Here is a 24,445-nt window from a genome sequence, read left to right on the forward strand (position 1 = left end):
TAAATCTACCTTGGAATCTCTATTCCCTCTAAAATCTGTCTGATGATTTCGTCTGCGGTAAGACCTTCCATTTCTCTTTCCGGCGATACAATAACTCTGTGTCTCAGAACGGCATAACTTGCTTCTTTAATGTCTTCCGGCGTTACAAAATCTCTTCCTCTTAAAGCCGCAAATGCTTTTGATGCGGTTAACAAAGCCAGACTCGCTCTCGGAGAAGCTCCCAAATACAGGAACTGGTTTTCTCTGGTGTTGATGATAATTTTAGCGATGTACTCCATCAACTGAGATTCAACGATGATTTCTTTTACCAGATGCTGATAATTTTTCAGTTGCTGTGCAGTAATCACTTTGTTAACAACCTCCGTTTTATCTTCCTGCTTGCTTTCGTGCTGGTTTCTGATGATGGCAATTTCCTGCTCCAGATTCGGATAACCCACATTTATTTTAAACAGAAAACGGTCAAGCTGGGCTTCCGGAAGCCTGTATGTTCCTTCATGCTCGATCGGGTTTTGGGTTGCAACTACAAGGAAAGGTTCTTCCATCGGATAGCGGGTTCCGTCCATCGTGATCTGCCTTTCTTCCATCACTTCAAACAAAGCCGCCTGAGTTTTTGCCGGAGATCGGTTGATCTCATCAATCAGGATGAAATTAGAAAAAATAGGTCCTTTTTTAAATTCAAATTCAGAATTTTTTACGCTGAAAACAGAGGTTCCCAAAATATCGGAAGGCATCAAATCGGGTGTAAACTGAATTCTGCTGAAACCTACATCGATGGTTTTTGCCAGTAATTTTGCCGTGATGGTTTTGGCAACTCCCGGAACACCTTCAATAAGAACGTGACCGTTCGAAAGAAGTGCCGCCAAAAGATGCTCCACCATGTTTTCCTGACCAACGATTACTTTTGCAATTTCGGCTTTTACTTTTTCAAGACTTGTACGAAGCTCGATCATATCGATTCTCGACTGAAACTGATCTTCTTTTTTATCTAAGCTGATAGAAAATTCGTTTTCTATATTTGGGTTTTCAAAGTTTTCCATATCCTATAATTTATCAATAGAACAGTGTATCCAATTACCAATTACATTGAGAATTACAGCACTGTTATATTTTCAGATTGTTACATTTATTAAATAATTTCATCCAAAATTTTATTCATTCTCACAAGATCTTCCTTCATTACGTGCGCGTAAGGATCCTGTCCTTTTTTAATCAGCCCAATGGCTTCATCAATCATTTCCATTGGTTTTCCGGTTTTCAGATGGAGTTTTTTTGCAAATTCTTCATCCAGTTTCTGGGTATCGATAAGGAGATCCATTCTTACTTTGTTCAGGAAGTACTGGGCTTTTTTCGACATCATGTCATGGAAATCGCCTTCCTGAAGATAAAGATTTCCGATACTTTTCACAAAATCTACCGAGTTATTTTTCAGCGGTTCCACAATAGGAACAATGCGCTGTTTTCTTTTGGCATTAAAGAAAATAAACAAAGCCAGACCGCCCAGAAGAACCCACCAAGCATATTTTAAAGCAGGGTTTGAAAGGATAAACCTCAGCAGAAACTGCGAAGATTTCGAATTGCTTTCCAGAAACCACAATGTTTCTTTATCATCCAGATAAGAAAAAACGTCCTGTGCATATTTTACATTGCCGGGTTTCAGAAGATAGTAATTGGTAATAAAAAGCGGTTCGCAATGAACGTAAAAGTAACCTTCCCCGAATTTTATTTTAACAAAGTTTGCCTGATCGTCATTATTTTTTTCCACTGTCTTTCCTAAGACTTCAGATCCCGGTTTAATGAAAGTAAAACCTCTTCCGGATGGAAATTTATCCAGTTTAATGAAATCGTTCTGGTATTTCGTGTCGGTAAGTTTTAAAACATTTTCGTCCCGAAAAGAAATCATAGAATCATAATAACCGATGCTGTCGGAAATTTCTTTTGGCATTTCGCTGATAATCAACATCGCGTTGGAACCTTTGGAAACTTCTTCCAGAATTTTATTCCACGATTCGGTATCTACTTCATGCTCGATGACAAGAATATTATGACTGCCTTTTTCTTTATTCTGGGTATAATAATCGTAAGGAGTCTGATCTATTTTTTTAACTTTATTCTTAAAAAGATCTTTGATCTCGTTATTAAAAACATACAATCCGAACGGTGATTTCTGGTAAGTCTTGAAATTCTTCCTCCAATCCGTACTTTCTGTTTTGTTGACTTCAAACAACGCCAGAATAATCATCACCACGACGAAGATTACAGCATATATTTTGAAAGTTTTGTTCATGATAACAATTAATTACGGTTTAAAGGATTGATATTGGTTTTTAAATTTCAGGTAGTTTTCTTCATCAATAGAGAATTCTCCGTACCAGACATAATCGAAAATATAGGCAAGATCGTAAAAACTTTCTTTTAAATGCGGTGCTTTCAGCTCTGCCACATAATCTTTATTGGTTTTTTCCGGATTCCAGACGATGAGTTTCTTATCGCTTAATTTTTTTAAGACAAATAAAAACTGATAACGGACTGCCGAACGGAAATCGCCCGATTTTTCAAATTTCAGAATACTTTCCGGGAAATTAATTTCGTGAATATTTTCATGAAGTTCTTCTTCGCGGATATCCACTTTCCGGTTTTTCTTTCCGAAGAATGAAATTCCGCCGTTCCCGATGAGATATTTAATGATGAAATACAGCAGGAAACCGACAAGAATAATCACAAAAAGACGCACTAAAATCCCTGCGAAATTTCCGGATTTTGTAAATACGGTTTCCCCGAAAATACTGTCTAACAATTCCGCGAGTTTCTTCATCAGCTTCTGCCCGAAAGACATTCTGGGTTTTACCGTAGTATAATCGAAGTCTTTGTCTTTGTATCTTGAAGGGATGTTGTCTTTAAATTTTTTAGGATAAACGGTGTTTTCCGTTACCGGATTTTTATACAATACAGAATCTGCACGGTACATATTCCTGTAATGTCCCGTTTCTATCGAGTCTATAAAAACTGCTTCTTCAGGAGGCAGATCGTCCTGCTGCTGAGAAAAAACAGTTCCGAAGCTGAAAAAAAGCAGTAAAAAAAGAAGCCTATTCATTATTTCCTATTGTTTCTATTTCTGCCAGTTCCATTTTCTGATGAAGATCGGTGCGGCTGTCGTAATACATCAATCCTGAATTTACATACAGAACATTCATTAAAATGGTTGAAACCAATGTTGAAAGTCCGTAGATAAAGAATATAACAATTCCGAAATTTCCAGAGAAAGGATTCTGTTCAAAATTCCCATCCGGAGCGGTTGTTGAAAGTTTAAGAATGTATAAAATCATCGGAACTCCGGATAAAAATCCGCTTACAATATAAAAAAGCAGTCCCAAAATAATGGTTGCACCCCAATATTTCCAGTAAGGAGATTTTTCTCTGCCATTCGGATAAGAAAACTGAGATCTTATAGCATAACTGAGGCTTTCGAAAAAACCTTTATTACCGTTAAAATAATCGTAGCAGAGAAAGGTGATGATGCTGAATAAATTCGGCAGGATAAAAAGCAGCAGAAAAATCCCAATGAAAAAAAACACCAACAGATAAGAGAATCCGAAAATAGCCGTTGCAACCGGCATTACCAAAAAGGTAAGCCCAAAATAGGCAATGAAAACTTTTTTAGAATTCACTTTAAAATCACTGATGATATCGTCTGTTTTTATTTCTTTCTGCCCTTCCGCAGCTCTTTTCATATAAAATACAGGAAAAAGCAGATTAACCGTCATTAAAGCCGTGGAAAGCACAAAAAGTACAATTCCAGCGATGATAATCAGTCCTAAATTATCCTGAAAATACTGTTCAAAATAATAGCTCTGTCCGCTCATATTAGACCCGAAAATGGCACCGAAGAATTCTCTGAATCCTACCACCATCACAACGACGGTTAAAATAAGCAGCAAGCCGTTCAGCAGAATAAAATTTTTAAAATAATTCTTACCGTATAATTTGAAAAAAGCAAAAGTATCGCTGATGAAACTTCCGAAATCTCTTTTTTTATAAAACTGCATCCTGAATCTGGTTATTAATTTTTTTGCTGACAACAGACGGATAAATACAGTAATAAAATCCGATGATTGCCAAAGACCCGAAAATAATAATTAAATTTAAAATTAAAGGCATTTTCAGGGCGTGTCTTGTTACATATCCTTCAATAATTCCCGCACAGATGGTAAAAGGAACGGTACTCAGGAATATTTTGAATGAATCTTTAAATCCGCTTTTGAAAGAATTAAATCTCGACAGTGTTTTAGGGAATAAAATAGAGGCTCCCAGAATAAGACCGCACATCGCTTCCACTACCATCGCAAAGATTTCAAAAACTCCGTGAAGCCAGATTCCTCTTGCGCTGTCCTTCAGTGCGCCGTAATCGTAAAAGAAATAATGGAAAGAACCGAGCATCACGCTGTTGTTCAGCAATGCCCATAACGTTCCTACTCCGCCTGCAATTCCGTAGATGTACAGTCTTGCACCAACTTTTATATTGTTGAAAATAATCCCAATCGTACTTCCCCATGTAGAACCGCTCTGGTAAACTCCTACCGCATTTCCTGCCTTAATATTTTCAATGGTCTGGTTCACATATTCTTCACCCAGAATAACCTTGGCGAAATCTTTATCGTAAATGCCGGAAAGCAGACCGATTAAGGTAAATAATGTAAAGAACAGAAAAGCATATCCCAAATATCTTCTGTACTGGTACACCAGCAAAGGAACTTCGGTTTTGAAGAAATGCAGAAACCTGTTTTCTTCTACCCTTTTGGTTTTATAAATTTTCTGGAAGATCTGTGCAGACAAATGGTTAAGATAAACCGTGGTATTACTTTTCGGGTAATACGTCTGTGCAAAAGAAAGGTCGTTAACGAGGTTGATGTACAGCGAAGAGAGATCATCAGGATTTTTTTTAATTTTCCCCTGAATAACCTGTTCTATTCCCAACCATTTTTCTTTATTTTGTTTAATGAAATAAACTTCTCTCATAATTGTAAGGCTAAAATAATAAAAATAATGTCTCAAATCGCGATAAATACTTCACAAAATGTAAATATTAATTTCAACATTGCGGGTGTTGGAGAAAGACTTCTTGCTTATATTATCGATCTTCTTATTCAAATTGCGTACACCATCGCTATTCTGTATCTTTTTTTCAATATTCTGAATCTGGGATATGTGATGGACGGGCTGGATCAGTGGTCGATTATTGCTATTTACAGCATTCTTCTTTTCCCGACTGCGATTTATCCTCTAGTTCTGGAAAGCCTTATGGAAGGGCAGACTCCGGGAAAGAAAGTCATGAAAATCCGTGTGGTGAAAATCGACGGTTATCAGGCGGGATTCGGAGATTATATGATTCGCTGGGTTTTCAGGATCATCGATATTTCTATTATCGGTCTTATCTCTGCCATTGTTTCCAAAAACAACCAGCGTTTGGGAGATATTGCATCGGGAACCGCCGTTATTTCCTTAAAAAACAACATCAATATTTCGCATACGATTCTGGAAAACATTAAAGAAGATTATGTTCCAACTTTTCCGCAGGTCATTGCTTTAAGCGATAATGATATGAGAATTATTAAAGATAATTATCTGAAAGCTTTAAGAGTGGACGACCGACAAATCATCAGCAAACTTTCCGATAAAATTAAAGGAATTCTGAAGCTGGAAGTAGATCCTACCAAAATGACGGAAAGACAATTCATCGGGGTTGTTATTAAGGATTACAATTATTATACGGGGAAAGACAGTTAGGAAGACGATTTTAAAATATTTTAAAACCACTCTTCTTATAAAAACTCCCGCAGATTTTAAAGATTTAGCGGATGATTCTGAAAAAAATATCAAATGCTTATACAAACATTTTTTATTGATTTGATTTAAAAACTGCAATCTAAACGCAAAGGAAAAGTTTTCACCTCATTAAAGAGAAGCAAAGATAATCCGTCGCAGACGGATGATGAAGCGCGCTTCTTAGCAGATGAAATCTGCCTTCACTTTGTAGCCTAAATATATTCATTCTCAAAACAAAAACTTTGCGTTTAGATAATCCGGAACAAAGTTTGTCATGCTGAAAAGCATCTCTAAGATTATATTTGATAGATTTCTCCTTCGTCGAAATGACAGAGCTGTTTATGAAAGCTCCCGCAGATTTGGCGGATTTTGCAGATGATTCTGTAAAAACCATCGAATGCTTATACAAACATTTTTTATTGATTCGATTTAAAACTGCAATCTAAACGCAAAGGAAAAAAGTTTTCACCTCATTAAAGAGAGGCAAAGATACTCCGTCGCAGACGGATGATGAAGCGCGCTTCTTAGCAGATGAAATCTGCCTTCACTTTGTACCCTAAATATATTCATTCTCAAAATAAAAACTTTGCGTTTAGATAATCCGGAACAAAGTTTGTCTTGCTCAAAGCGTCTTTAGGATTGTATTTGACAGATTTCTCCTGCGTCGAAATGACATAATATTCAAATTAAATCATTCTAAAACTACGTGTATAAAAGAACTGAGCAACCATCGCCAAAATCAACAGTACAAAATGCAATACTCTAATTTTGAGTTTATATCTACGGATGATGCAAAGAAAAATAATGTTGATAACGGATGTAAAAAGTATCGCCACATCATGCATATTTTTCACTTCAGAAATATCAAGATCAAAAGCGCAACGCCTTACCGTTCCAAAATTGAACCTGCAAAAGTGAATGAAAAAAGACAACATACACGAGAGGTATAAAATGATGACGTATTCTGAAAAATCTTTTACAAACTGGTTTCTTTCTTTACCAATCAGGGCGAAACCTAAATTTATAAACGACAAAAGTAAACAGGATGTTATGGTAAAAAGAATATCATAATTCCCAAAATTCAGAAGATGGTACACCACAAAATACTGAATGGAAATATACAGCGCTCCCACCGTTACAGGAAGCCAAAAGAAATGATAAGCGAAATAATTTAAATTTGATCTTTCCGGCATATTAGTTTTTAAAGGTATTTTTTGAACGTTTGTGTTTTTTAGCTAACTTGTCAAAAGTAAAAATTAGAAATCAACAAAAAGACTTTTCTTTTTGCGATTTTATTGCGATTTTTCGCAAAAAATTTATCTTTACACTAAACTTTACAGAAATGGAAAAAACAAAACTCATCGAAGCCCGCAAAAGAAGAAACATCAGCCAGGAAAGAATGGCAGACATCCTTTCTATGGATGTTTCCAACTACAACCGAAGAGAGAAAGGAACGGCAAAAATTTCTTTACCGGAATGGCAGAAAATCGCTGAAGTATTGGAAGTTCCAATTGAAGACATTTTTGAAAATGAAGAAAGTTTAGTTTTTATATTTAATGATAATTCTACAGGTAACGGAAATGGAATTGGAAATACCAATAATTACAACATTCCGCTTTCTTTGTGGGAATCTCAGAAGAAATACATCGATAAACTGGAAGCAGAAATTGAAGCACTAAAAGCAGAAATCGCAAAATACAAATAACCTTTCGCGGTGCAGTTTTTGTATTTTACGCTTCATAAAAGTTTAAGTTATGAGATTTGAAAATAATAAATCGGGAAACGGCGGAGTCATTACTCTAAATAATGAAGTAAAAGAAATCGGAAGATTAACGTACACTATTTTCCCCGAAGACAGCAAATTCATTATTTCCTTCGTTCTGGTTCACCCCGAATTTGAAGGTCGCGGAATGGGAAAATATCTGGTAGAAGAAGCCATAAAATTTGCCAGAGAAAATAACTGGAAAGTTTACCCGCATTGTTCTTACGCGCGATCTGTGATGATGAGAATGAAAGATGTGGAAGATATTTTTTTACAGCGTTAAAACTTCGTTCACCAAGATTTCTTCAATATCATCGGGATAATCTACTTTCAGATGCTGATCGGAGTTTACCCAATTCTGTATTTCTTCCAGTTTCAAAACTTTAGAATTCGGAATTCCCATCTTGTCTAAAGCACATGCGTTGCATTCCTGTTCATACTGATTATGAATAGGGATTACGAACAGTTTTTTATCCATAAAAAGTGCTTCTGCGGGACTTTCGAAACCTGCATTGCAGAGAATACCATCGCAGTTTTCAAACGCTTTTAAGTATTGAATTTCATCAATCGGAAAAATTTCAACATTATTTTCCTTAAACTGCAATTTGGAATATTTGGAAAAAACTTTCCATTCTACCGGAATCTGCTTTAAAACTTTAATGATATTTTCATCTGAAAAGCTAGGAAGATACACCAGATAAAAACCTTTTTTGTCGGGATTTAAGTTTCGGATTTTCCTTCTGATGACCGGTTTTTTTATCTGAGGATGATAATTTTCGAAGTGGAAACCAATTCTTCTTTCGCTGGGAACATAATATTTCAGCACCATTTCCCCGAAAAAATCTTTTTTATCCGGTTTCGGCGTTTCTTTAAACAACATGGAAGCCTGATGACTGAGTTCTATCATCGGATGTTTTTTGAATTTACAAGCCCATCCCGTTAAAGGTTCATAATCGTTGATGACTAAATCGTACTGAGAAAGCTCAATTTCGCGGATCGCTTTGAAGGCTTCTAAAAAACTATTGTCTGTAAACGTTTTCCGGTAGGATAAACCGCCTGTTTTATCGTAAAGAAGGGAAACGCCTTTGTGTTTAAAATTAATATCAAAATCAGCCTTTAACTGCGACTGATGTCCGCTGATGAGTGTATCCATCGAAGCATATTTTTTCAGGATCGGAACAATTTCCTGTGCGCGTGCAACGTGTCCGTTTCCTGTTCCCTGAAAGGCGTATAAAATTTTCATTGGCTGAAGTTGGTTACTATTTTTAAAAGTTCATCACTATCGATTTCCTGAATTTCCTCTGCGGTATCATCTTTTAGAGAATCTTTATGTTCGTCATAATAAAAAATCTTCCACTCGTTATTATTGTACTCCAGTGCGGAAAGATTTTCGATCCAGTCTCCGGAATTAAGATACGTGCAGGAACCTTTTTTATTAATCACTTCCCGAATCTGTGGCTGATGAATGTGTCCGCAAACTACATAATCGTAATGATTATCGATGGCAAGTTCGGAAGCAGTCAGCTCAAAATCCCCGATGTATTTTACCGCTTTCTTCACATTGTTTTTAATTTTTTTTGAAAATGAATATTTTTCTTTACCCATTTTCTCCAAAAACCAATTCACAATATTATTAATCACAATTAATAAATCGTAGCCTTTTCCTCCCAGTTTAGCAATCCATTTCGAATGCTGAACAGAGGCATCAAACACATCTCCGTGAAAGATCCATGTTTTTTTATTGTCGATGTCTAAACAGATTTTATTACAGACTTTAAGTTTACCCAATTGGAAGTCGGTAAACTTCCGGAACATCTCGTCATGATTTCCGGTAATGTAGAAAACATCCGTGTTTTTTGTGGCAAAGGACAATATTTTTTTGATGACCTTTAAATGGGGTTTAGGGAAGTAAGACTTTTTGAATTGCCAGATATCGATAATATCTCCATTCAAAACTAAAGTTTTAGGCTGAATAGAATTAAGGTATCTCAGTAATTCTTTAGCCTTACATCCGTAAGTTCCCAGATGAACATCCGATATAACAACTAATTCTACGTTTCTTTTCATAGTTTTATGCAAAGAAACTACTTGAAAGTTAACTGTATATGAATGTTATATTATTTTTTTAGAGAGTTTCCATCAACTCTTCTGTGATTTCCATATTATGATACACGTTTTGTACATCATCATCGTCCTCGAAACGCTCAAGCATTTTCATATTTGCCTTGAACTGCTCTTCGTTTACTTCTTTTGTATTGTTCGGAATTCTCTGAAGTTCTGCGCTTTTTGCCTCAATTCCCAGTTCATCAAGCTTGTGAGACAAAGAACCGAAATCTTCGAAAGCCGTTGTAATCATTACTTCTTCTTCATCTTTTTCTACGTCTTCTGCTCCGCCGTCAATCATTTCCATTTCGAAATCGTCCCAGTCCATTTTAATTTGAGCTAATTCTATGGTGAAAATTCCTTTTCTGTCGAAGATGAAAGCTAACTCGCCATTCTTACCAAGATTACCGTCAAACTTATTGAAAACAGCTCTTACATTGGCAACCGTTCTTGTAGGGTTATTGGTAGTACATTCTACGAAAAATGCAACTCCGCCTTGTCCGTAACCTTCGTAAGTAATTTCTTCATAGCTTTCTGCATCTGCACCACTTGCCTTTTTAATCGCTCTTTCTACGTTATCTTTTGGCATGTTTGCTCCTTTTGCATTCTGGATGCATCTTCTCAGTGCAGGATTAGATTCAGGATCCGGCCCTCCGGCTTTCACCGCTAATGCAATATCTTTACCTATTTTAGAAAATGTTTTAGCCATTTTGTCCCATCTGGCCATTTTAGAAGCTTTTCTATATTCAAACGCTCTTCCCATTTTATATTTTTAATTTTCAACAAAATTACTTAAAAGTGAACGAAAAAAAAATACCCCCAGAGAACTGGAGGTATTTATATTTAGAAAAATTTAATTATTTTTTCTTTTTAGCCGGAGCTTTTTTCTTAGCTGGAGCTTTTTTCTTAACTACTTTTACCGGAGTTGGATCTTCGTAGTCTCTTTTCTTAAGAGATTCCCACTGAGCCGCATCTTCGATAGCAGTTACAACTACTTTTCTGTCTACTTGTCTTTCAGCATCAGAAGCAGTAGCAGGTACAGTAGCTTTAGCTTTACCTACACCGATTGATTTAAGAGCATTAGCATCTACACCTCTTGCATCTAAAGCAGCAACTACAGCAGCAGCTCTTTCTCTAGATAATTTCAAGTTGTAAGCTTCAGATCCTTTAGCATCAGTTCTACCTTCTAATAGATAGTTACCACCGTCTTTTTTGATTAGATCAGCAGCAGAATCAAGAGCACCTTTAGACTCAGCCTTTATAGTAGCTTTATTGAAGTCAAAGAATACACTTCCGAATTGTTTTTCTAATTCAATAGCAGTTTGCTTTTTAGGCTTAGGACATCCGTTGTATTCTGGAAGACCCGGAACAGTAGGACAAGCATCATCTTTATCTAAGATTCCGTCTCCGTCTGTATCTGGCCAAGGACAACCGTTGTTTTCAGCAGGACCTGCAACTGTAGGGCAAGCATCATCTTTATCGATTACACCGTCACCATCAGTATCTGGCCAAGGGCATCCGTTGTTTTCAACCGGACCAGCCACATCTGGACATTGATCGTCTTTATCTGGAACTCCATCACCATCAGTATCAGGACATCCTTGGAATTCTGGTAAACCTGGTGTATCTGGACATAAGTCGTCTTTATCTAAGATACCATCCTTATCTCTATCTCTGTTACCAAATCTAAAGTTCAAAGATGCTGAAGCTTGCCAGAAGTTAGCAACGTTAGATTTATCTCCCGGAGTTGATACATAATCTCCCTGAATACCTAAACCGAAGTTTTTAGTTAACCAGAAGTTAGCACCTGCACCAGTAGCAACTGTAAAGAAGTTAGCTTTACCGCTTTCGTTTCCATTGTCACCATTTGTTACATACTCTCCGTTAGCATCCGTTCTAGGGAAAGTAAGAGAAGTATAATCGTGTCTTAAATAGTTAGCACCAACTCTTAAATATGGATCAAACCAAGATTCTTCGTTCCAAAGAAGACCTGCAGCCTTCGCCTGGAAACCTAAACCTGTCATCAACATAAACTCTTTACCCATGTTGAATCTTTTGTTCTCAACATTTCCAACAGTAGTCTGCCAGTCGATTACCAAGCCTTTACCGATGTTCCTAGCTACAGTAAGTTTTGATAATGGTGGAGTGATAGAGAAGTTGTTCATATTGAACATTGTCTTCGTCAAATTATTAGCAGAGAACGTATTACTGAAATTGGTTCTCTGTGCCAAATGGTTTTCCGCGTGAGCACCAACTCCGATCAACCACGGATTGTTGGTAGTCTGAGCGAACACAGTAGAAGCAACAGTAAGTGCCAATGCTGAAATTCCTAATTTTAGATTTTTCATAGAATTAAATGATTAAATAATTGATAATGCAAAATAAATATAATTTTTCTTTATATACAAAGTTTTTCAGATGATTTTTAACTTTTCTTTAATATTCTGTCGAGGTTTCGTTTATTTTCTCTATCTTTTATGCTCTCCCTTTTATCGAAGAGTTTTTTCCCTCTACCCAGCGCTATGAGAACCTTTGCTTTTCCCCTGTCATTGATATATAACTTAAGAGGTATAACGGTGTTCCCTGCATCCTTTAACTTTTTTTCTAATTTCTGTAACTCTTTTTTGTGCAACAGCAATTTCCGTTCCCTTTTTGTTTTATGATTGTAAAAAGTTCCTAATTTGTACTCATCGATCATCATATTAATGATATACAATTCCCCATCAATAAACTGACAGAACGATTCTGCGATAGATGCTTTTGAAGAACGCAAAGATTTTATTTCCGTACCCGTTAAAACCATTCCCGCTTCGTATTCTTCCAGAATTTCATATTCAAATCTGGCTCTTCGGTTTAATATATTGACTGTTTTTTCAATCTTCATTTTAAAATCCTTTTGTATTTATAAGATGTAAAAATTTAATAAAGTTGCAGGTGAAATTTATCTTTTCTGAAATTTTTTTTCTGCGTTTTATTAATTTAATGAATGAAATATATAAAAAATACCCCACATTTAAAAACCTGACTATTACAATATTGCGAAATACCCAAATTCTTTTCGTATTTTTGCGCCAAATTTACAAAACTATATGTTAACAGTATCTAACTTATCTTTACAATTCGGGAAAAGAGTTCTTTTTGACGAGGTAAACATTATGTTTACGAAAGGAAACTGCTACGGAATTATCGGAGCAAATGGTGCAGGAAAGTCTACATTCCTTAAAATATTAACAGGAAAGCAGGACCCGACAACAGGACACGTATCTTTGGAACCTGGAAAAAGAATGTCTGTTCTGGAGCAGGATCACTTTGCTTATGATCAATTTACTGTGCTTGAAGCGGTTTTGAGAGGTAACAAGAAATTATTCGAGATAAAGGAAGAGATGGACGCGCTTTATGCGAAGGAAGACTTCTCTGATGAAGACGGTATTAAAGCCGGAGAATTAGGTGTAATCTACGATGAAATGGGAGGATGGACTGCAGAATCTGATGCACAGACCATGCTTTCCAACGTAGGTATTAAAGATGATATGCACTGGCAAATGATGAGCGAACTTGAGAACAAAGACAAAGTAAAGGTTCTTTTGGCTCAGGCGCTTTTCGGAAATCCGGATGTACTTATTCTGGATGAGCCTACGAACGACCTTGATATCGATACGATCTCTTGGCTGGAAGATTTCTTGGCAGATTACGAAAACACAGTAATTGTTGTATCTCACGACCGTCACTTCTTAGACACGGTTTGTACGCACATCGGTGACTTGGATTACGCTAAATTAAATCTTTACACCGGTAACTACTCTTTCTGGTATCAGGCTTCTCAGTTAGCAACGAGACAAAGAGCTCAGGCGAACAAAAAAGCAGAGGAAAAGAAGAAAGAACTTCAGGACTTCATTGCAAGATTCAGCTCGAACGTTGCGAAAGCGAAACAGGCAACTGCAAGAAAGAAAATGATCGATAAATTAAACATCGATGATATCAAACCGTCTTCAAGAAGATACCCTGCCATTATTTTCGAAATGGAAAGAGAAGCGGGAGATCAGATTTTAGATGTAAAAGGTCTCGAAAAAACAAAAGACGGAGAATTACTATTCTCAAACATCGATTTAAATCTTAAAAAAGGAGATAAAGTTGCTGTTTTGTCTAAAAATTCATTGGCAATCACAGAATTTTTCGAAATTTTAGCAGGAAACGTAGAAGCGGATAAAGGAACTGTTGCTTGGGGAGTTACTACAAACCAGTCTCATATGCCTTTGGACAATACCAATTTCTTTCAGGAAGATTTAAGTCTTGTTGATTGGCTAAGACAATTCACCAAAAATGATGAAGAGCGTCATGAAGAATTCGTAAGAGGATTTTTAGGAAGAATGCTTTTCTCAGGAGATGAAGCTTTAAAATCATGTAAAGTACTTTCAGGAGGTGAAAAAATGAGATGTATGTTCAGCAGAATGATGCTTCAGAAAGCCAACGTTCTTTTACTGGACGAACCTACGAACCACTTAGATCTTGAAAGTATCACGACTTTGAATAACTCACTGTCTAACTTCAAAGGAAATATTCTATTGGCTTCTCATGACCACGAAATGCTTTCCACAGTCTGTAACAGAATAATCGAGCTTACTCCAACCGGAATTATCGACAGAGAAATGACTTACGATGAATATCTTGCTGATAAGAAAGTAAAAGAATTAAGAGAGAAAATGTATTCTTAAAAATATTTAAAAACCGTTCAACTGCTGAACGGTTTTTTTAACACTTCCCCTTCAACAATAAACTTTTCTTTTAAATTATAATTCCCTATTTTTGTGAAATGAGTCAAAAATGGATTTACAAGCCCGAACCCGATGAGGAAATTGTGGATGGATTAAGTTCGTCTCTTGGTTTTGGAACTTTTGAATCTAAACTCCTCGTTCTCAGAGGAATTGACAATTATCAAAAGGCAAGAGAATTTTTTAAACCCAACCTTAACGACATTCACAGTCCGTTTTTAATGGCAGATATGCAAAAAGCTGTAGAGCGGATCGCCACTGCAATTGAGAATGGAGAAAAAATATTGGTATACGGAGATTATGACGTGGACGGAACAACTGCCGTTGCACTGATGTATTTGTACCTCAGCAAAATTGTTCAGAAAAAATATTTAGATTACTATATTCCCGACAGAAATTCTGAAGGATACGGAATTTCCACCGAAGGAATCGACTTTGCCAAAGAAAACGGCTTTTCGCTAATTATCGCTTTAGACTGCGGAATCAAAGCATTAGACATGATCAGCTATGCCAAAAGTCTGGATATTGATTTCATCATCTGCGATCACCATTTACCCGGCGAAGAAATTCCCGACGCTGTTGCTGTTCTGGACCCGAAAAGAAGCGATTGTCGTTATCCTTTCAAAGAACTTTCCGGTTGCGGAGTTGGTTTTAAACTTTGTCAGGGACTGAATACGATTTATAAACTTCCTGAAGCAGAACTGTTTGAATTAACAGATCTTCTTGCGATTTCCATTGCCGCAGATATCGTTTCAATGACCGGAGAAAACAGGGTTTTGGCTAAAATGGGACTGAAAACCCTGAGAAAAACGAGAAATTTAGGATTAAGATTATTAATTCCTGAAGACAAGCTTTCTCATTTTGAAATTTCAAATATTGTGTTTGAAATTGCGCCGAAAATTAATGCTGCCGGAAGAATTTCGCACGGAAAAGCAGCCGTTGAGCTTATGGTTTCGGATAACCTGAAACACGCCCATCAGATCGTGAGCGACATCATGAATCTTAACGATGAAAGGCGTGAACTGGATATGAATTCTACCCTTTCTGCTTTGAATCAGGTTATTGAATCTCAGCAGGAAACAAAATATACTACCATTGTTTATCATCCGGAATGGAATAAAGGAGTGATCGGAATTGTAGCTTCAAGACTGATTGAAACCTACTACAAACCTACTCTCGTCTTCACCGATGGAAATAATGGGGAAATGGTGGCTTCGGCGAGATCCGTTTCAGATTTTGATGTTCACGAAGCACTGGATATGTGTTCGGAATATTTCTTAAAATTCGGAGGACATCATGCCGCAGCAGGACTTTCTATGGAAAAGGAAAAATTTGCGGCTTTCAAAGAAAAATTTGAACGGGTGGTTTCCGAAAAAATAAAAGAACATCAGAAAGAGCCTTCGATCACGATAGATTCGGAAATACAGATTGATGAAATTAACAGGGAATTTATTAATTTCCACAGAAAATTAGCCCCTTTCGGACCTCACAATATGAAACCGATTCTTACATTAACGAATCAGAAAATTTCGGGGTATATCAAAACGATGGGTAAAGATAATAATCATCTTAAATTCTATATCAAGCAGGAATCCACCGGAAGAAATATTGAATGTGTAGGCTTTAAATTAGGACAGTTTGCCGATGATTTCAGAAATAAATATTTTGATCTTGCCTTCACGCTGGAAGAAAACCACTGGAAAGGAAATGTAACGCATTATCTGAATATTAAAGATGTAAAATTCAGGGATTAGAAGTTTTTTATGAAAAAAATTGGTTTGTTTTTCGGTTCGTTTAACCCAATTCATATTGGTCATTTAATTTTAGCCAATTACATTCTGGAAAATTCCGATATGGATGAATTGTGGTTTGTGGTAAGTCCGCAAAATCCTTTTAAAGAAAAAAAATCTTTGTTAAAAGACCATAACCGACTGGATATGGTTCAGCTTGCGGTAAAAAATTATCCGAGAATGCGCGCTTCAAATGTGGAATTTTCGCTTCCACAACCAAGTTATACGATTGATACGCTGACTTATCTTCATGAGAAATATCCGGACTATTCTTTCAGTTTAATTATGGGAGAAGATAATCTGGAAAGCCTTCACAAATGGAAGAATGCTGAAACCTTGATTAAGAATCATCATATCATTGTTTATCCGAGGGTTTTTGAAGGTGAAAAGAAAGATTCTGGATATCTTCAGCACGAAAATATTTCTCTAATCAACGCGCCGGTTATTGAACTTTCCGCAACAGAAATCCGTAATATGATTAAAAGCGGAAAAAATGTAAGACCGATGCTTCCTCCCGAAGTTTTTGATTATCTGGATGGAAGCAGTTTTTATAAGTAATTTTATATTCAGAAAATTAGAATTTAGAATTAATAATTGCAATTTTTTTCAACTCATAAACCGAATTCTCAATTCAATACTATGAACTTCATCGAAAAATTTTTCTTAAAATATCCTCAGGAAAAGATCATTAAGTGGTTTAAAAATATCTGCCTTGCAGAAGCCGTTTCGTGGTTTTTTCTTTTCACGGCAATGATCTGGATCCGCACCAATCCCGATGAAATTGTTCCTATTATCTACATCAGTACCATCGGAAGTATTCACGGATTCTTTTTTTCTCTTTATCTGATCTTTTTACCTGCTGTGAGAAAAATTTACGTGTGGGACGATGAAGACAGCGTTTTTGCCTTAATTGCCGCCTTCTTCCCATTTGCTACGATCTGGATTGATAAAAAACTTGCCCGTTTCGACAGAGAGTAAATGAATAAAAAGAGCCATTTCGGTTCTTTTTTCTTTTTATTACCAACATAACATTTCAGAAATTTTATCCTGAAATGTAATACAATCATGCTCAAAATTGTCTTATTAACAGCAAAGAAACAAAAGTTAAAAATTTAATCTAAAAATTTACTAACTGAAAATCAAATAGTTAAATTTTAATTAAAAACATTTTAAGTACTTTGTATTGCAAGATACTTAATTTATTATATATCTTTGCAATGTTAAATAATAATAAATACAAGCTATTAAACTCTCTAAAATATTATATCATGAAAACGACCATTCTTATCGCAGCTATATTCTTCAGTGGATTATCTTTCGCACAGCAAACTAAAAAAGACACTGTAAAAACAAAAAGCATAGAAGGAGTTACTTTAACCAAGCTGGTTTTCAAAAAACAAAGTGACCGTTTTGTATATGATGTTGCAGCATCTCCGATTGCAAAAGGCAATACAACATTCGATATTCTGAAGCAGACTCCCCTTTTGTCTACAACAGATGATAAAACGTTAAAGATTGCAGGAAAGAACAATGCGCTGATCTACATTAACGGCAGAAAAAGCAATATGGATGCGGAATCTCTGGTTCAGTTTCTTAAAAACACACCCGCAGAAAATATTCAGAAAATTGAAGTGATTACAGTTCCGGGAAGTGAATATCAAGTGGAATCTTCCGATGGGATCATCAATATCGTGCTGAAGAAAAAAATGAGCGACGGAACCAGCGGAAACATGAGAATGTCTAATACCCAGAGCAAATACAATGCAAGCAACGCCAGTTTTTCCTTAAACTACAGAAAAGACAAACTGGGAATTAATGCGAATCTTAGCGGTGGCGAAAATATCAATCCGCAGTCTTACATTCTCAGAAACCGATCTGAAAATGTACAGAATGAATCTGTAGGGAATATTGATGATCCAAACAAAAATTTAGGAGGATATCTGAATATTGATTATCAGTTGAATGACAAAAGTAATCTGGCTTTATCATGGAATACATGGGCAAACAAAAGTTACAATTCTACGATTGATCTGATGAACACGATTACAAAATATGATACTAACGGCAATATACTTTCAACCGCTTACACTAAAACCAAAAATAAAGAGGACGCAAGAAGTTACAACAATTCTGTAAATTTAAACTATGAAGTGAAGCTTGATTCTTTAGGAAGCAAACTGAACGTGAATGCGGCTTATCTTAATTATAAAAGATTTCAGTACACGAATAACAACACGCTGATTCAGGATGCGGCAGGAAATTTCACCCAAAACAGCAGCAAAATAATTCAGGATCTTCCGCAGGTTATTAACAATTTTTCCGGGACGGTAGATTATATTCAGAAATTTAAAAACGATTTTACGTTCTCTGCCGGAGGAAATTACAATAAAACAAAAACAGACAACGACACCAAAAACTATTCTTATCCATATGATCTTTCCGGTAACCAGTTAGCTTCTCAAAATGATTTTAACCATTTTATTTACAATGAAAATATTTATGGGCTGTATGTAACTTTTGAAAAGAAGTTTTCGGATAAATTCTCAGGAAAAATCGGAGCCAGATACGAAATCACAAATAGTTTAGGAACCGCAGACAGCTGGAAAAACAATGTAGAAAACAATCAGCAGATCGAAAGAAATTATAATAATCTTTTACCTTATTTGAGTTTCAATTATGCTATTAATGATAAGAACAATATTTCCTATTCCTTTTCAAGCAGAATGAGAAGACCAAGCTTTTGGGAACTGAACCCTGTAAAAAATCTTATTACGGAAGATAATTATACCCAGAATAATCCTTTCGTAAAAGCGTCTTCTACCTACAATCAGGAGTTAACGTATATGTACAAAAATTCTTATTTCCTGATTTTGAATCATACCTATGAAAAAGACCAGATTACACAGGTTCCGTTGCAGAGAAGCTATATCGATCCGAAAACCAATCAGAAAAGAGTTCAGTTGGCGTACATCAGAACCAATTTCGGAGACAAGCAGGAAATGTCTGCCATGTTGGGAATTCAGAAATCCTTATTCAAGCAATATCTTACATTAAACTTCAATGCGGGTGTTCAGTATAACATCAACAACGGAACATTAGATACAGATCCCACAACAGGACAGGTTTTTGACACTTATGTAAACAACAGAAAATCGGCAAGTATGGTGATTACCAGTAACAATACCATCCGTTTAGACAAAAAGAAAACATGGTTCTTAGGTGTAAATTTCTTCTATGTGGATAAACAGCAGATAGAACTTGGTATGCTGAAAAACTTAGCAAGTTTAGATCTGAGCATTAAGAAAAACTGGAACGACTGGACTTTTGCGGTGAATCTGAATGATGTTTTAAGAACCAACGTAGTGGAAATTGAAGATTTACAGGCTTCCGGAAATTACAATTACATTAAAAACGACATGTACAAAAGAAGCATTAATGTAAGCATTACTTACAATTTCGGAAACCAGAAAGTGAAAAAGGTAAGAAATATCGAAAGTGCTTCAGACGAAATTAAAAACAGAACCAGATAACAATCATTTCTTCATATAAATCATTTTTGTGGTAAACTCGCTGAGAAATCGGCGAGTTTTTTTATTTTTAATTAAAATTCAATGATGAAGAGTCGTTTAATGGTTTTAACAGGTTTATTTCTTCTTACACTTTTAAATTGTAAACAAAACACCATTGATTTAGGCAACGGTCGGTCTTTCACCATAGAGAAAAATATTTCCTACGGAAAAGATAAAGAGCAGAAAATGGACATCTATGTTCCTAAAACTTTTACAAAAGACAAAGATGCTTTCATCATTATTCATGGCGGCGGTTGGCGCGGCGGAAGAAGATCTCAACTTACCAGTTTTACTTATGATCTGATGAAAAAGTTTCCGGAAAAGATCTTTATCAATCTGGATTATCGCCTTGCATCATCCAAACGCTTTGCTCTTCCCAATCAAACGGATGATATTACCAATGCCATGAACTACGTAGAAAAAACCTTAAAAATCCATCCCAAATATATTCTTCTCGGGAATAGCGCAGGAGCACATTTAGCAATGTTGTATGCCTATAAATTTGATCCTAAAAAAAACGTAAAGGCCGTTATTAATATCGTAGGCCCAACCAATCTGAATGATCCCGGATTTAAAAATTATGACGATTATGCATTCGTAGAAAAGCATTTGATCGATCCTAAAATCGTTGACAGCAAAACAACGCTAATGGACTTTGGAAGTCCGGTTTACTGGATTACTCCAACTTCCGCTCCTACCCTTTCTTATTACGGAATTAATGATCATGTGGTTCCGCCATCTCAGCAAAAAAATTTAGACTCCACTCTCACAAAAAATAAAGTCTATCATGAATCGTATCAATTTACCGGAGATCATCTCGGTTGGGATCAGTCTTCCAATGGAGATTTTCTGGTTAACAAAATTGAGGGGTTTATGAAGAATATAAATCCTTAAAATTCTTTAGATGTACAGAATAGTATTTTTTCTTTTAATAACAGCTCAGTTATATAAATCTCAAAATAAACGTTTTGTTTACGAATACAGTTTCGCAGAAGATTCCACGCATCTTGATATTAAGAAAAAAGAATTTCTGAATCTTGATATTCATAAAAACAGTTCCCGATTTTATTCTTCCGATATTCCCGAACAGGACTCTTTAGTAAGAATTAAAGAGAAACCGAAAGATAAATTTCCTTATCAGGGAGTTCAGTATTTAGACGTTATTGTAAAAAATTATCCAGATTTTAATATGACATTGTATACAAGCTGTCAGAATTATTATCAGGTAAACATGCAGAAAAAACCTAAATGGAAAATCTTTCCTGAAAAAGAAAAGATTTTAAATTTTTTAGCTCAAAAAGCAACAACTACACTATATAACAGAAAATGGACAGTTTGGTTTACAACTGATATTCCCATTCAGGACGGTCCTTATTTGCTCCATGGCTTACCTGGGTTAATTGTAAAAGCAGAAGACGAGAAGAAAGGAATTTCATTTCAGCTTGTAGAGATAAAATCACTTCGAAATTCAGATCCGAAAGAACTTCCATATTATTTCAGACATAAGCTTATTTTAGTAACAGAAAATTCTTTCAAAACTATTTTAAAAAATTATTTCGACAATCCTTCTCCGCAGCGGAACAATGATAACAATGATTTGAAACAATTTTTTTTTGACGGTAACGGAAAAGAAATATCAGATTCCGAATTTTATAGAATGGTGGAAAGAAATAATAAAAAAGCTTTAGAGAAAAGGAATAATCTTTTAAGATGGGATATTATAAAAAATTAATATTCTCTTTATTACTAAAAAAATAAACGCTCCGAAAAACTCAAAGCGTTTATTATATTTTATTCAGACTTAAAAATTTCCGATCTCTCCGAAACTCCATTCGCATTGAAAGCTTCGATCTGGAAATAATATGCGTCCGCTCTGTCGGCTCCGGTGAAGAAATATTCGTTTTTTCCGTATACCATAATGCTTCCGTATAATTTCTCAGGAGATTTGCCCCAATAAATAACGTAGCCATCTGCTTCGGAATCTTGTTGCCATTTCATCCAGATGCTTCTTCTTTCGCCGTATTTCTTAGGATCAGATCTCAACGGAACAAAATTCTGAACTTTTGGAGGAGCAATTCCCGCTCCTTTTCCAAAAACTCTGAAACCGCTTAATGCAAATTTTCCGGTTGGCATTTTCAGATTTTCCATTTTCAAAAATCTCGCTTTTGCAGGTTTTTCCAGTTCTACATAATCATGAGGAACATCTTTGGTATTTTTGCTTTTATCCACAATCACATTCCATTTTTTCCCGTCATCGGAACCATAGATTTTATACTGATGCATTTTACCCAGCGTTTTACCCATAAACTCAACATCCTGATCGGCATAATTGATCTGAATCGCATTAATGGTAGAAACCTCTCCCAAATCCGTCTGAAACCATTCTCCTGAATTTCCTGTTTTGGCACTCCAGTACGTTTTAATATCTTCATCCACCGCATAATTGGAATGATAACCGCCTAAAGTGGATGAAACCTGAACCGGCTTATTGTAATTCAGCAGCATCCATCCTGCAAAAAGTCCTTTAGAGAAATCTTTTCCCTGTGCATATTGCGGAAGATACGTCGGATAATCTCCGTAAGCCGTGTTGCAATACATTACATCATCTTTATCAAATCCGGCAGGCCAGATTCCCAAACGTCTTTCAAAATTATTTTTTGTGGAAATAAAAATGGTAGAAATGTGCCACCAGTTTTTGTAATTATCTTCAAACGTTGCACCGTGTCCTGCTCCTCTTGCAAAACCTCCCGGTTTGTAAGAAAATGGATTGTGCTGTTGATATTCAAAACCTTCTAAAGGTTTATTACTTACATATACTCCATCCGAATATCCGCTGAATTCCGTTGCTGGAGCTCCATATTGCAGATAATATTTCCCGTTATGCTTCGTCATCCATGCTCCTTCTACGAATGGCTGTAAGAAAACATTGTCATTGTACTCCCCGAATCTTTCCCAGCCGTGATCTTCAGGTTTTAGTCTGATCGTAGGCTTTACAAAACCTTCCGACTGAAGCGTATTTACTTTTACTTCAGTTCCCAACAAAGGCCATTCGTTGCTTGATCCCCAATACAAGTACAGCTTGTTTTTGTCTTCATCGTAATGAAATGCGGGATCCCAAGCTCCGACTTTTAAAGTATCAACAGCAATTTTCCAGTCGTCTTTGGTGGGATTGGTACTTTTCCAGATCGGGAAATCCTGTTCCCATGTAGATCCGAAAACGTATAACGTATCTTTCATTGCCCAAACTGCAGGAGCATTCAGATCGTGGGTATATTTATTGTCCCTTAGAAATTTCCGGTGAACGAACTTCCAGTCGAGCATATCGTCGCTGTACCAGTATCCTTCCTGATTGGTGGAAAAAAGAAAGAGCTTGTTTTTAAAATTAACAATCACCGGATCGGCTGTTGCACGGTGTTTTCCCTGTTTTGAAAAAACTTCAAACGGAGTATACCCATAATCGATATTAATCGGGTTACAAAATGTCTTCTGCTGAGCATTTAAACTGAAAAATCCCAACAAAAGCATGAATGAAAGGAGGCACTTCTGCATTTTCATATTTTTAACTTTGAAGGCAAAATTAGTTAACTTTTTTCGGTTTTCTCCAAATAAAGCCATCCAATAAGTAATGCGTAAGCTGAGGAACGACTAATAAAGGGACTAAAAACTGAAACCAATTTACTGAAACATTCAGATTTAATGAAAAATGTTCGTTCCAGACCAAAATTTCCCATAAAAATTCCTCAAAAAATGCAAATCCAATGATTATTCCAATAAATAGAAATATTCCAAAAGTTGATTTAAATAAAGAAAGATTGTTGAGTTTCTGTGTATCTTTTTGCTTTATTTCTCTAATGTATATTAATGCAATGTAAGGAATTCCGTGCGAAATCACATTCAGAAAAGTGAAAACCAGATCGTTATTAAAGTAAACAATTCCGAAATACCATGAAAGATAAGTCCCTGAAATTAAGGCGATTTTCGGAATATTGAATTGTCCGGTTTTAAAGATTTCAAAAATAGTTTTGAATAGCCAAATCATTAAAATCCCGAAATATAAAATCTTAATGAAAGGAATATAATCCGGAAGATTCTGAAACCAATTGAATTCATTTTGTACAAACCACGTAAAAGCTCTCGGTGTTTTAAACCAATACAACATCGGAAAAATTGTAGCAGAATACACCGCAATTTCATCCAACTTTTTACTCCAGTTATTGGGTTCAAATCTGGCATAAATTCTCATGAAACCATATTGCTGCCTGATAAAATGAAAAACAGCAATCAAAGCCAACACCGACCAAAAGGTAAGACTTCCGAACTGGTATAAAATCAATCCCAAAATCCAGCTCAATGCAGGAATTCCGTAATATAAAAGTTTTCTTTTCCTGACTTCTTCTTTAACGAAATACGTTTTAAACAAAGTAGAATACACATGCGCTACATCCACAAAAACAATAAGAAAAAGCCATGTGTAAAAGGAATAATGATTTTCCAGCCCTTGAACCTGTCTCTGAAATAAGAAAACAATCAGCAAAATAATGAAAGGCGGCGACAGAATAAACCAGCCGTCTGTTTTTGCGTTATGGATCCAGGGTTGTTTCATTTTTATTTTGGGGAAACCTTATAGGTTTT

Annotated in this window: 23 protein-coding genes; 10 read left to right on the forward strand and 13 right to left on the reverse strand. The window is 35.9% G+C overall.

Features of this window, described 5'->3' with window-relative positions; translation table 11 throughout:
* Positions 1-5: 5 nt before the first annotated feature.
* The 5 genes from WFH39_RS05175 to WFH39_RS05195 all read right to left on the reverse strand — a co-directional run bounded on the left by WFH39_RS05175 (position 6) and on the right by WFH39_RS05195 (position 5,013).
* Entirely contained in the window at positions 6-1,037 is a 1,032-nt protein-coding gene (locus WFH39_RS05175) for an AAA family ATPase (RefSeq protein ID WP_076395014.1), read from the reverse strand.
* 89 nt (positions 1,038-1,126) lie between these two features.
* Positions 1,127-2,284, reverse strand: a complete 1,158-nt coding sequence (locus WFH39_RS05180) for a hypothetical protein (protein ID WP_288460328.1) — start codon at positions 2,282-2,284, stop codon at positions 1,127-1,129.
* A gap of 12 nt (positions 2,285-2,296) precedes the next feature.
* On the reverse strand, positions 2,297-3,091 hold the full coding sequence (locus tag WFH39_RS05185; RefSeq protein ID WP_336689072.1) for a DUF4129 domain-containing protein: 795 nt from the start codon (positions 3,089-3,091) through the stop codon (positions 2,297-2,299).
* A complete protein-coding gene (locus tag WFH39_RS05190; RefSeq protein WP_336689073.1) occupies positions 3,084-4,043 on the reverse strand; it encodes a DUF4013 domain-containing protein in 960 nt (319 codons plus the stop codon). Before WFH39_RS05190 ends, WFH39_RS05185 begins: the two co-directional genes overlap by 8 nt.
* Positions 4,030-5,013: a stage II sporulation protein M gene (locus tag WFH39_RS05195; RefSeq protein ID WP_336689074.1), complete on the reverse strand. Its 984-nt coding sequence runs from the start codon at positions 5,011-5,013 to the stop codon at positions 4,030-4,032. Before WFH39_RS05195 ends, WFH39_RS05190 begins: the two co-directional genes overlap by 14 nt.
* Before the next feature lie 27 nt (positions 5,014-5,040).
* Between WFH39_RS05195 and WFH39_RS05200 the strand changes: the two genes are divergently transcribed.
* A complete protein-coding gene (locus tag WFH39_RS05200) occupies positions 5,041-5,781 on the forward strand; it encodes an RDD family protein (protein ID WP_108410658.1) in 741 nt (246 codons plus the stop codon).
* 725 nt (positions 5,782-6,506) lie between these two features.
* On the opposite strand, the gene WFH39_RS05205 is transcribed toward WFH39_RS05200, so the two are convergent.
* Positions 6,507-7,013 (reverse strand): hypothetical protein, encoded by a 507-nt coding sequence (locus WFH39_RS05205; protein ID WP_336689075.1) that lies wholly within the window; start codon positions 7,011-7,013, stop codon positions 6,507-6,509.
* Positions 7,014-7,162: 149 nt separating this feature from the next.
* On the opposite strand from WFH39_RS05205, the gene WFH39_RS05210 reads away from it, so the two are divergent.
* Together WFH39_RS05210 and WFH39_RS05215 are read left to right on the forward strand one after the other, a co-directional pair.
* Entirely contained in the window at positions 7,163-7,525 is a 363-nt protein-coding gene (locus WFH39_RS05210; RefSeq protein ID WP_235133001.1) for a helix-turn-helix transcriptional regulator, read from the forward strand.
* 49 nt (positions 7,526-7,574) lie between these two features.
* The gene (locus WFH39_RS05215; RefSeq protein WP_076394996.1) at positions 7,575-7,865 is read left to right on the forward strand and encodes a GNAT family N-acetyltransferase; all 291 of its coding nucleotides are present in this window, start codon (positions 7,575-7,577) and stop codon (positions 7,863-7,865) included.
* Here the strand turns inward: WFH39_RS05215 and WFH39_RS05220 are convergent.
* From WFH39_RS05220 to smpB, 5 genes are all read right to left on the reverse strand, one after another.
* Positions 7,854-8,825, reverse strand: coding sequence for a glycosyltransferase family protein (locus tag WFH39_RS05220; RefSeq protein WP_336689076.1), 972 nt, complete (start codon positions 8,823-8,825; stop codon positions 7,854-7,856). The two genes, WFH39_RS05215 and WFH39_RS05220, sit on opposite strands and share 12 nt — an antisense overlap.
* Positions 8,822-9,649 (reverse strand): UDP-2,3-diacylglucosamine diphosphatase, encoded by an 828-nt coding sequence (locus tag WFH39_RS05225; protein WP_336689077.1) that lies wholly within the window; start codon positions 9,647-9,649, stop codon positions 8,822-8,824. The genes WFH39_RS05220 and WFH39_RS05225 overlap by 4 nt, the downstream gene beginning before the upstream one ends.
* Positions 9,650-9,707: 58 nt before the next feature.
* The gene (locus tag WFH39_RS05230; RefSeq protein WP_235133004.1) at positions 9,708-10,448 is read right to left on the reverse strand and encodes a YebC/PmpR family DNA-binding transcriptional regulator; all 741 of its coding nucleotides are present in this window, start codon (positions 10,446-10,448) and stop codon (positions 9,708-9,710) included.
* Positions 10,449-10,542: 94 nt separating this feature from the next.
* Complete coding sequence (locus tag WFH39_RS05235; protein ID WP_336689078.1) at positions 10,543-12,033, reverse strand: OmpA family protein; 1,491 nt, start codon at positions 12,031-12,033, stop codon at positions 10,543-10,545.
* Positions 12,034-12,110: 77 nt separating this feature from the next.
* Entirely contained in the window at positions 12,111-12,569 is a 459-nt protein-coding gene (smpB, locus tag WFH39_RS05240) for an SsrA-binding protein SmpB (protein WP_087707948.1), read from the reverse strand.
* A 205-nt stretch (positions 12,570-12,774) separates the two neighbouring features.
* On the opposite strand from smpB, the gene WFH39_RS05245 reads away from it, so the two are divergent.
* The 7 genes from WFH39_RS05245 (at position 12,775) to WFH39_RS05275 (ending at position 21,545) form a co-directional block, all read left to right on the forward strand.
* Complete coding sequence (locus WFH39_RS05245; protein WP_087707950.1) at positions 12,775-14,397, forward strand: ABC-F family ATP-binding cassette domain-containing protein; 1,623 nt, start codon at positions 12,775-12,777, stop codon at positions 14,395-14,397.
* Between the two features lie 98 nt (positions 14,398-14,495).
* Entirely contained in the window at positions 14,496-16,208 is a 1,713-nt protein-coding gene (recJ, locus tag WFH39_RS05250; protein WP_214588364.1) for a single-stranded-DNA-specific exonuclease RecJ, read from the forward strand.
* A gap of 9 nt (positions 16,209-16,217) precedes the next feature.
* The gene (gene nadD / locus WFH39_RS05255; RefSeq protein WP_336689079.1) at positions 16,218-16,802 is read left to right on the forward strand and encodes a nicotinate (nicotinamide) nucleotide adenylyltransferase; all 585 of its coding nucleotides are present in this window, start codon (positions 16,218-16,220) and stop codon (positions 16,800-16,802) included.
* Between the two features lie 81 nt (positions 16,803-16,883).
* Positions 16,884-17,222: a DUF3817 domain-containing protein gene (locus tag WFH39_RS05260; RefSeq protein ID WP_336689080.1), complete on the forward strand. Its 339-nt coding sequence runs from the start codon at positions 16,884-16,886 to the stop codon at positions 17,220-17,222.
* A 290-nt stretch (positions 17,223-17,512) separates the two neighbouring features.
* Positions 17,513-19,774 (forward strand): TonB-dependent receptor domain-containing protein, encoded by a 2,262-nt coding sequence (locus tag WFH39_RS05265; protein WP_336689081.1) that lies wholly within the window; start codon positions 17,513-17,515, stop codon positions 19,772-19,774.
* 84 nt (positions 19,775-19,858) lie between these two features.
* Positions 19,859-20,707 (forward strand): alpha/beta hydrolase fold domain-containing protein, encoded by an 849-nt coding sequence (locus tag WFH39_RS05270; RefSeq protein WP_336689082.1) that lies wholly within the window; start codon positions 19,859-19,861, stop codon positions 20,705-20,707.
* A 10-nt stretch (positions 20,708-20,717) separates the two neighbouring features.
* Positions 20,718-21,545 carry a GLPGLI family protein gene (locus tag WFH39_RS05275; protein ID WP_336689083.1) on the forward strand — a complete coding sequence of 276 codons (828 nt, stop codon included), beginning with the start codon at positions 20,718-20,720 and terminating at the stop codon, positions 21,543-21,545.
* Between the two features lie 59 nt (positions 21,546-21,604).
* On the opposite strand, the gene WFH39_RS05280 is transcribed toward WFH39_RS05275, so the two are convergent.
* Both WFH39_RS05280 and WFH39_RS05285 read right to left on the reverse strand, forming a co-directional pair.
* Entirely contained in the window at positions 21,605-23,362 is a 1,758-nt protein-coding gene (locus WFH39_RS05280) for a discoidin domain-containing protein (protein WP_336689084.1), read from the reverse strand.
* A 28-nt stretch (positions 23,363-23,390) separates the two neighbouring features.
* Positions 23,391-24,416: a hypothetical protein gene (locus WFH39_RS05285; protein ID WP_336689085.1), complete on the reverse strand. Its 1,026-nt coding sequence runs from the start codon at positions 24,414-24,416 to the stop codon at positions 23,391-23,393.
* Positions 24,417-24,445: the final 29 nt, after the last annotated feature.

This window comes from Chryseobacterium sp. MMO-72, from assembly GCF_037146035.1.
GTDB classification, from domain to species: domain Bacteria; phylum Bacteroidota; class Bacteroidia; order Flavobacteriales; family Weeksellaceae; genus Chryseobacterium; species Chryseobacterium indicum.